Annotated in this window: 7 protein-coding genes and 2 pseudogenes; 2 read left to right on the forward strand and 7 right to left on the reverse strand. The window is 56.7% G+C overall.

The window, feature by feature from the left end:
* Nucleotides 1-276 precede the first annotated feature (276 nt).
* From JJB74_RS32620 to JJB74_RS32640, 5 genes are all read right to left on the reverse strand, one after another.
* Nucleotides 277-1707, reverse strand: a complete 1431-nt coding sequence (locus JJB74_RS32620; protein WP_200598716.1) for an NAD-dependent succinate-semialdehyde dehydrogenase — start codon at nt 1705-1707, stop codon at nt 277-279.
* Nucleotides 1708-1864: 157 nt separating this feature from the next.
* The gene (locus JJB74_RS32625) at nt 1865-2623 is read right to left on the reverse strand and encodes an SDR family NAD(P)-dependent oxidoreductase (protein ID WP_200598717.1); all 759 of its coding nucleotides are present in this window, start codon (nt 2621-2623) and stop codon (nt 1865-1867) included.
* Between the two features lie 110 nt (nt 2624-2733).
* Entirely contained in the window at nt 2734-3957 is a 1224-nt protein-coding gene (locus JJB74_RS32630) for an NAD(P)/FAD-dependent oxidoreductase (protein ID WP_200598718.1), read from the reverse strand.
* A complete protein-coding gene (locus tag JJB74_RS32635; RefSeq protein WP_200598719.1) occupies nt 3957-4280 on the reverse strand; it encodes a 2Fe-2S iron-sulfur cluster-binding protein in 324 nt (107 codons plus the stop codon). Before JJB74_RS32635 ends, JJB74_RS32630 begins: the two co-directional genes overlap by 1 nt.
* Nucleotides 4281-4320: 40 nt before the next feature.
* Nucleotides 4321-5541, reverse strand: a complete 1221-nt coding sequence (locus JJB74_RS32640; RefSeq protein WP_200598720.1) for a cytochrome P450 — start codon at nt 5539-5541, stop codon at nt 4321-4323.
* Between the two features lie 525 nt (nt 5542-6066).
* On the opposite strand from JJB74_RS32640, the pseudogene JJB74_RS32645 reads away from it, so the two are divergent.
* Nucleotides 6067-6651, forward strand: a pseudogene (locus JJB74_RS32645) (IS110 family RNA-guided transposase); the annotation flags it as partial.
* Here JJB74_RS32645 and JJB74_RS32650 read toward each other — a convergent pair.
* Nucleotides 6628-7278 carry a transposase gene (locus tag JJB74_RS32650; RefSeq protein WP_325170221.1) on the reverse strand — a complete coding sequence of 217 codons (651 nt, stop codon included), beginning with the start codon at nt 7276-7278 and terminating at the stop codon, nt 6628-6630. The pseudogene JJB74_RS32645 and the gene JJB74_RS32650 sit on opposite strands and share 24 nt — an antisense overlap.
* Complete coding sequence (locus tag JJB74_RS32655) at nt 7160-7699, reverse strand: helix-turn-helix domain-containing protein (RefSeq protein ID WP_200598722.1); 540 nt, start codon at nt 7697-7699, stop codon at nt 7160-7162. Before JJB74_RS32655 ends, JJB74_RS32650 begins: the two co-directional genes overlap by 119 nt.
* 61 nt (nt 7700-7760) lie before the next feature.
* Here JJB74_RS32655 and JJB74_RS32660 point away from each other — a divergent pair.
* A pseudogene (locus JJB74_RS32660) lies at nt 7761-7884 on the forward strand (IS110 family transposase); the annotation flags it as partial.

Raw genomic sequence — 7884 nt, forward strand, 5'->3', positions numbered from 1 at the left:
GTCTGACCGCCTCCGTCTTGAATTCTTCCGTGTACTGCCGTTTCGGCACCAACTTCTCACCCATGCATTCCTCCATACAGCCAGAAAGTTAACAAACTTCCTGCTGTACGTGAAATCGGGGCAGGGTTAGATGGAGTTGTCGATTTGGTTTGGACAATGTGGTGCGGGTTAAGAAGTCCCGCTCTGTGGCAGTTGCCGCAGAACTGAACGTAAACCGTGGCTGTTGCTTTCGCCGTGCCAGCTCATTTTCTGCGTTCGCGCTGGCATGGATGCGCGTCAGCTTGCCTCGGATATGAACTTGGTCAGAAAGTAGCCTTCGAACGTCTCGGTTCCGCCTTCGCTGCCGATGCCGCTCTCCTTAACTCCGCCCATTGGCGTTTCCGCAAGCGCGATACCGAAATGGTTGATGTTCACCATGCCGGCCTCCAGATTGGAGGAGACGTACCGCGATGTCTTAAGCGAGCCGGTGAACACGTAGGAAGCCAGTCCATAGGGCACGCTGTTGGCTCGGCGTAGCACATCGTCGGTATCGCTGAAACGCGCCACCGGCACGACCGGGCCGAACGGCTCTTCCATCATCACTTTCGCGGTGTCTGAAACTTCCGTCATGACTGTCGGAGGGAAAAAGAAGCCGTCGCGCTTGAGCCGTTCACCGCCAAAGATGATTTTCGCGCCGCGCTCGACCGAGTCGCTGACCAGCGTTTCCATCGCATGGACACGACGCTCACGCACCAGCGGCCCCATATTGGTATCCGGTAGCAGGCCGTCGCCCACCGTTAGCGTGGATAGCGCCTTGGTCAACCCGTCCAAGAAACGGTCATAGACCTTCTCATGCACGTAGAAGCGGCTGGGCGCCATGCAAACCTGGCCTGCATGCCGCATCTTGAGTATAGCCAAGGTCTGCGCCGCCTTCTCGATTTCGGCATCCTCGAACACCAGCACCGGCGAATGGCCGCCGAGTTCCATGGTGATGCGCTTCATGCGAGCGGCAGCCAGCGCCGCAAGATGCTTGCCGACAGGAATTGATCCAGTGAACGATACCTTACGGACGATGGGCGAGGTGATCAAATATTCGGAGACCTCCGACGGTATGCCCCAGACAATGTTCAGACATCCAGGCGGCAGTCCTGCATCATGGAAGAGCCGCGCCAGTGCCACCACTGCACTTGGTGATTCCTCCGGCCCTTTCATGACCAGGGTGCAGCCAGCCCCAATCGCGGCCGCTATCTTGCGCATGGAAAGAACAAACGGAAAATTCCAAGGAGTAAACGCAGCACACACTCCGACCGGCTCACGCACCGTTATCTGCCGAATGTGCGGCGCCCTCGGAGGGATAACGCGTCCATACGTGCGCCGACATTCCTCGGCATGCCATTCCGCATGTTCAGCCGCTCCCATGACCTCGCCCTTTGCTTCCGCCAGCGTTTTGCCGCCGTCCATGGTGATATTGCGCGCAATTCCGTCGACACGCTCGCGCGCGAGTTCAGCTACGCGCCGCAGGACTTTCGAGCGATCGAGGGGCGACGACTTGCGCCAGGTCTCGAAGGCATTTTGCGCGGCTTCCAAGGCTTGATCCAGATCGGCGCGCGTAGCGTGCGGAAGCTTGCCGATAGTGACACCAGTGGCTGGATTGATGACATCCTGTTGCTGGCGCTCGCCGTCGCGTGTGAAATTGCCGTCGATATAAAGTGCAAGTTGTTCGTACATGTTTATCTCCACTGGGCCACGCGTTGGGACTTACTTGCCATATCGGCGCAGCATAACGCGTGCTTCCGATGGATCGAATCGCGAATAGAGTTTGTGGGGGTTTCGCTTTCTGTGCTATGTCCCTTGCACAATACTCCGCCGAGGGTTGCCGTGCCGGTTACAGGAATACCGAGCCGCCATCCACGGCCAGCGTTTGCCCGGTGATGAATCCGGCCTCATCGCTGGCTAGGAAAGCCAGGGCGCCCACCAAGTCTTCGGGAACCTGATCTCGTTGAATGGTGCGGCTGGTCTTGCGCGCAGTATCGGGCATCTTTTCATGCAGACCGCTTTGCAACACGCCTTCGCTTAGGGTGAATCCAGGGGCGATCGCATTGACCGTGATGTTGTCATTTCCCAGTTCCTTGGCAAGCGAACGGGTAAAGGCGATTACTGCACCCTTGCTGGCCACGTAATGCAGCATCATCGGCGTGCCCTTGATCGGCGTGGTCGAAGCGATGTTGATGATGCGTCCGCTTCCTTTCTTACGCATGACGGGGACCACCGCTTTTGCGCAGAGGAATGGACCAAGCGTATTGACTTCCATGACGCGCATCCACTCCTGCTCGGTAATCCGGTCGAACGGCTTGAGCGAGAGTGTAGTGAACAGGCCGGCGTTGTTCACCAGCACGTCGATACCGCCGTACTCCTTGCTCGCCGCCTCGACCATTTTCTCGACATCGTCACGCTTGACGACATCAGTAGTAACGCCTATTGCAGCCAATCCTTGATTACGGATGCGTGCGGTAGCTTCTTCGGTGCCGCGCAGGTCAGCGATAACCATGCGATGTCCTGCACGCGCCAGATATTCGACGAATGCATATCCGATGCCGCTTGCTCCGCCGGTGACGACAACTACTTTCGATTGTTCAGACATCATTTCTACTTATATCCATTAATTGTTTTATGTTTTCCCCGCTAATACGGGCGTTGGTGCCGAATTGGACCGATTGGAGTAGGCTTGGCCAGGGCGCATAGGACGATTCGTACTCATGCAGCCAACTGGCTCAGGCTTATTGTCGAATCGCCCGCCTGTTCCGACGAGAGCTGCGTACTTTTTTCGATGAGCTTTCGCGCGGCAAGGTGGTCAGCAGCTTGGTTCACTGACTCCACGCATGAAAGACGGCCGTCTCGGAAACGGAACACCGAAAACTTTCCCGAAGCCATATCGCCACGCACCACTGCATCATCGCCCTCTTGCGCCACGCCGGCGATCTGCAGCTTGTACTGGCCCTGGTCGCTCCAGAACCAAGGTACTTTGCGGTACGGTGCCGGCTTTCCGGCCAAACGCGCAGCAACACATCTTGCCTGATCGACAGCGTTCTGCACCGATTCGATCCGCACCGGATGCGGAAAGAAATCGGTGGGATAGTTCGCGCTGTCGCCGATTGCCGAAATCGATGGGTCGGCGGTCAGCAATTGCCGATCGACGACGATGCCATTATCGATTTTCAATCCCGCATCCCGAGCTAGTTCGACATTGGGCTCTACCCCAATTCCGATCACCACCAGATCGGCTGGAAAATGTCTGCCATCTGTCGTGGCAACGCCGGTTACCCGACCATCTGCTCCTGTGATCTCAGAAATGGCGGTCATGAAATGGAATTGTACTCCCTGCTCCGTATGCGCTTCGGTCAGAAAATTCCCCGTCTTTGCCGACACTGATCGCTTGAGCGGCCGCTCCGCGAAGTCGATGATATGCGTGGTCAGTCCCATTGCACGGGCGACCGCGGCGATTTCCAAGCCAATGAATCCTGCACCGATGATGACGATGTTCGTTGCCGATTCTAGCCCTGTGCGGATCGCCTCCGCTTCTGCCAAGCAGCGTAGAGTGAAGACTCCGTCGAGCTCAACGCCCACCACTCGAATTCTGCGAGGGCGAGCGCCGGTCGCCAGGACAAGATGTTTGTATTCGAGACGGTGTCCAGATTCCAGCTTGACAAGCTGCTGGTCGCGCGCAATGCTCAGCGCCCGTTCCGGCACAAGCAGCTCGATATTGCGGCTTTCATAGAAGGACGCAGGCCGCAGGCGGACCTGTTCTTCATGCGCCTTTCCCGTAAGGTAAGCCTTGGACAGCGGTGGGCGTTGGTAAGGAAGGCCCGGTTCCTCACCGATGATGGCGATCGGTCCGTCAAAGCCTTCGTCACGCAGGGAAGCGGCCACTTGGAAGCCTCCCTGGCCGCTTCCCACAATTAAGACGCGCGCCCGACCCATCACACCTGCCGCGGAGGAATGCGCACAACAAGTTCCTCGACGCCATTGCCCATGACGAGCTGGCAGCTTAGCCGACTGTTCTCGCGACGCTCGCTCGCAGCGGAAGCCAACATTTCATTTTCCACTTCGGATACCGGCGGAATGCGCGTCACATACTCAGGATCGACATAGACATGACAAGTGGCGCACATCGCCGAGCCGCCGCATTCGGCCACGATGCCGCGAATGTCATTCGATACTGCGGAGAGCATGACTGTCGCGCCATCGTTGACTTCAATGGTTTGGCGGGAGTCGTCGGGCTGAACAAAGGTAATCTTGGGCATGCTGCTTCCTCCTTCATTTTCCTTGCTTAATCGCAACTGTTTACTTGATCGGGGTTGCTTTGACCGGAATGCTCGCATAACCGCGAACAGTGTTATTGAAGTGAGGGATAGGCGTACCCTCCAATTCGATGCTGTGCATTTTTCTAGCCAGAGAGGAAAGGAGAATGTCACCTTCTAGACGTGCCATCATTTGTCCTGCGCAGCCGTGGATTCCAGTACCGAAAGCCAGATTGCCAGAAGCACGACGACGGATGTCGAACTGATCAGGATTTTCCCACCGTCGCGGATCGCGATTGGCGGAAGAAATGAACACGACAACCTTTTGGTTCTCTGGGATCTGGACGCCAGCAATTTCCACCGGCTTTGTCGTCGTGCGGTAAAAAGAATGGAAGGTGGGCTCATAGCGGAGCACTTCCTCGATCGCTTGCCGCGCCATCGATGGATTCTCGCGCAAGATTTCCCATTGATCCGGATATTTTGCGAAACACAGCATTGCGTTGCACAGCGTGAAGACGGTGGTATCAAGTCCGGCCGAAAGCAGCGTGCGTACAAGCATGCCTGCTTCCTCATGGGTCAGCTCACCCGCATCGGCGGCTGCATATAAATCAGCACCCAGACCATCCTTTGTCAGTGATTCGCGTCGGCAGACCTCGGCAATCCCCTGCACCGCCTGGCCAGATGTTTCCATTCGTTTCTTGAATCGCTCGTTGATCGGACCGAAGCCGTTAAATACCATATCTCCGTAAGGAAGCAGGTTTTCCCGGCCTTCAGCCGGTAGTCCGACTGCATCGGCGAACACTTTGAGCGGATAGGCTTCGGAGAAATCCTTCGCAGCGTCGAATGTTTCTTTAGCCAATACCTTATCGACCAACTTCTCGGCTTCGCGCTCGAAGGTTGGGCGCAGCTTGTTTATCCAGGCCGGCGACAGAATGCGCGCCACGACCTTGCGGGCACGACCATGCTCGGGCGGATCGGCTTCCAGAATGATGCTGGGCTTGCGCCACGGCGTTTCAGTTCGAAAATTGGTAAGGCCTACGCCAGCTGAGGAACAATAAGTATATGGATCGGAAAGTATCGCATGCACTTGTTCGTGCCGGAAAAATGCCAATGCACCATACCGTTCGAGCCATATGGCAGGACCTACTTCTCGTAGTTGTTGGTAATAAGGCCAAGGATCTCTCAACACATCTTCAGCGTAAGGGTCGAAGTCCGAGACCGGCGCGTCCGGATTAATGTTGCGCGCAGCGGCTGCACTAGACATATTGCGTCTCCATTAATTTTGAGGCAATGACATTATGCCACCGCCCTGATTAAGCCTGTCCAATCCGTCAGACATTAATCCTCATGCTCTCGTTGAAATGCTATGGCTTTGAAACCTAACCAAAACGCGTTAGCTTTTTTAAGCTTAGAAGCATACGGATAACCTTGTCGACGAAAACAGCCAAATAGTTCGCATAGCGAACACATCACAGTTTTATTATGAAAATACGCAACATTATTGATCCGGCCCGCAAATAGTTTCAGGCGGCACTGTCAACTTATCGAAGTAACCTGAGCTCGGGATAACGGATTATGGGCAAGCTGGAGCAGACGGCATGAGCGGCAGCCGTGGCTTATTCGGCATGAGGCAGTAAGCGACGATGCCGCTCATCAAATTGACGATGAAGTTGGCGTGCGAACGATGCCGCGTATGCTCGACCTGACAGAGGTAATGAGATGGTCACCCTCCGCCCTACGAGCGGTTACGCTGGTAGGGTGTTTTTCTTTGGCGAACGAGGAGACCATCATGCAAGACGTCACACTGATCGGCATTGATCTTGGGAAGCATTCTTTCCACCTTCACGGCCAAGACGCCCGTGGCAAGGCGCTCCTTCGTAAGAAGTGCAGCCGCAAGCAGCTCATTACTTTCCTCGCCACCTTCCATCCCTGCATTGTCGTCATGGAAGCCTGCGCGGGCGCCCACCACATGGCGCGCCACCTGATGGCGTTTGGCCATCAGGTCAAGCTCATCAGCCCGCAGTTTGTCCGTCCCTTCGTTAAGGGCAACAAGAATGACTTCATCGACGCTGAGGCGATTTGTGAAGCTGCCTCGCGTCCCACTATGCGCTTCGTCACACCAAAAACCGAAGCGCAGCAGATCCTCAGCGCGCTGCATCGCGTGAGAGAGTCGCTTGTACGGGACCGGGTCAAGGCTTCGAATCAGATTCATGGCTTTCTGCTGGAATTCGGCATCAGTCTCCCCGTCGGTCCAGCGGCCATCAAACGCCTTCCTTCCGTACTGGCAGAACACCCCCTGCCAGTACGGCTGATTTCTGTTCTCAATCGCCTACACGCTCATTACAAGTACCTAAGCAGGTCGACAGAATCTCTTTACCATTGCCTGTCTGAGCCAGAAATGCTTGGACCGGATGCCGGAAGTCTTGAGGGCTTCAGCGTCCGTTAATCCAGCAAGATGGTCAATGAACTGCGCGGCCTGTTCATCGATCGATGCGTATTGTTTGTTGGCGCAGATCGCGTCCTTGCCTTGTCCCCAGAGCGTATCCATCGGATTGAGTTCGGGCGCCCGCTTCGGCAGCCATAACAGCTGGATACCGAGCTCTGCGGCGACGGCTTGGGAAGCTAGGGCCGTATGGCTGCTATCGCTATCCAAGAGCAAGGTCACCTGCCAACCCCGGTATTGCCGGCGCAACTCGTGCAGAAAGGCCTGGAAATCATGGGCCCGCTGTCGATACCGGAGTTGGAACACGCGGTGGCCGGTGGCCAGATTCATGCAGCCAAAGACGGTGCGTCGCGCATTCCAGCCAGTGAGCACGACCCGCGCCGGCACCCCACGGGGCGACCACATGGCGCGCAGCGGTGGGAAGAGCAGCAGATCCGTTTCATCCTCCACCAGCACGACGCTGCGCGGCGGTAAGTTGCCAAGCACGCGCCGGATATGAGACTTTTTTTTCGCGCTCGGCATCGGCCGCCAACACGTAGCGTGGTCGCTTCCAGACATAGCTCAGACGATGCAGCACCCGCCTGACCGTCGCATCGCAAAATGTCTGGTTCAGATGCTGCCGCAACTGGTCCTGGAGCAAGGGCACCGTCCAATGCGTGGCGTGGTACCCGCACTGTGCCAGCGTTATCTGCAGCAATTCTTGCAGGAAGGCCTCCACCGTGCGGTCCGCGCGGCGTGGCCGTCCACGATGGACGTGATCGACCAAAGCCGTGCATTGCCCCGCACGGCGATACCGGGTAACCCAATTGTGGATGCTCTGACGCGTCACGTGCAGCACCGCAGCGACTTCGTTCACGGGCTTGCCTCGCCCGCATTCCAGCACAGCAAGGCTGCGCCGATACTGCCTTACATCATGCGTGCACCGCATTGTTTGTACCAGTTGGCGCTCTTGCGCCCTGGTCAACCTGAAGTCGCTCATGGCGCGCTCCTCTTGTCGTGGCCATGAACCAGTCTAGGTCAAAATCTTTATATCGCCATGCTTAGACGAGCAGATCGCCGAAGTAGAAAAGGAATTGCGACTGCAGTTGCAGGACGACGACCTCGGGCAGCGACTGATGGCTGTGCCTGGTGTCGGGCCGATTACTGCCAGCCTGTTGTCGGCCG

Origin of the sequence: Noviherbaspirillum pedocola, from assembly GCF_016632335.1 — a bacterium.
GTDB lineage: Bacteria > Pseudomonadota > Gammaproteobacteria > Burkholderiales > Burkholderiaceae_D > Noviherbaspirillum_A > Noviherbaspirillum_A pedocola.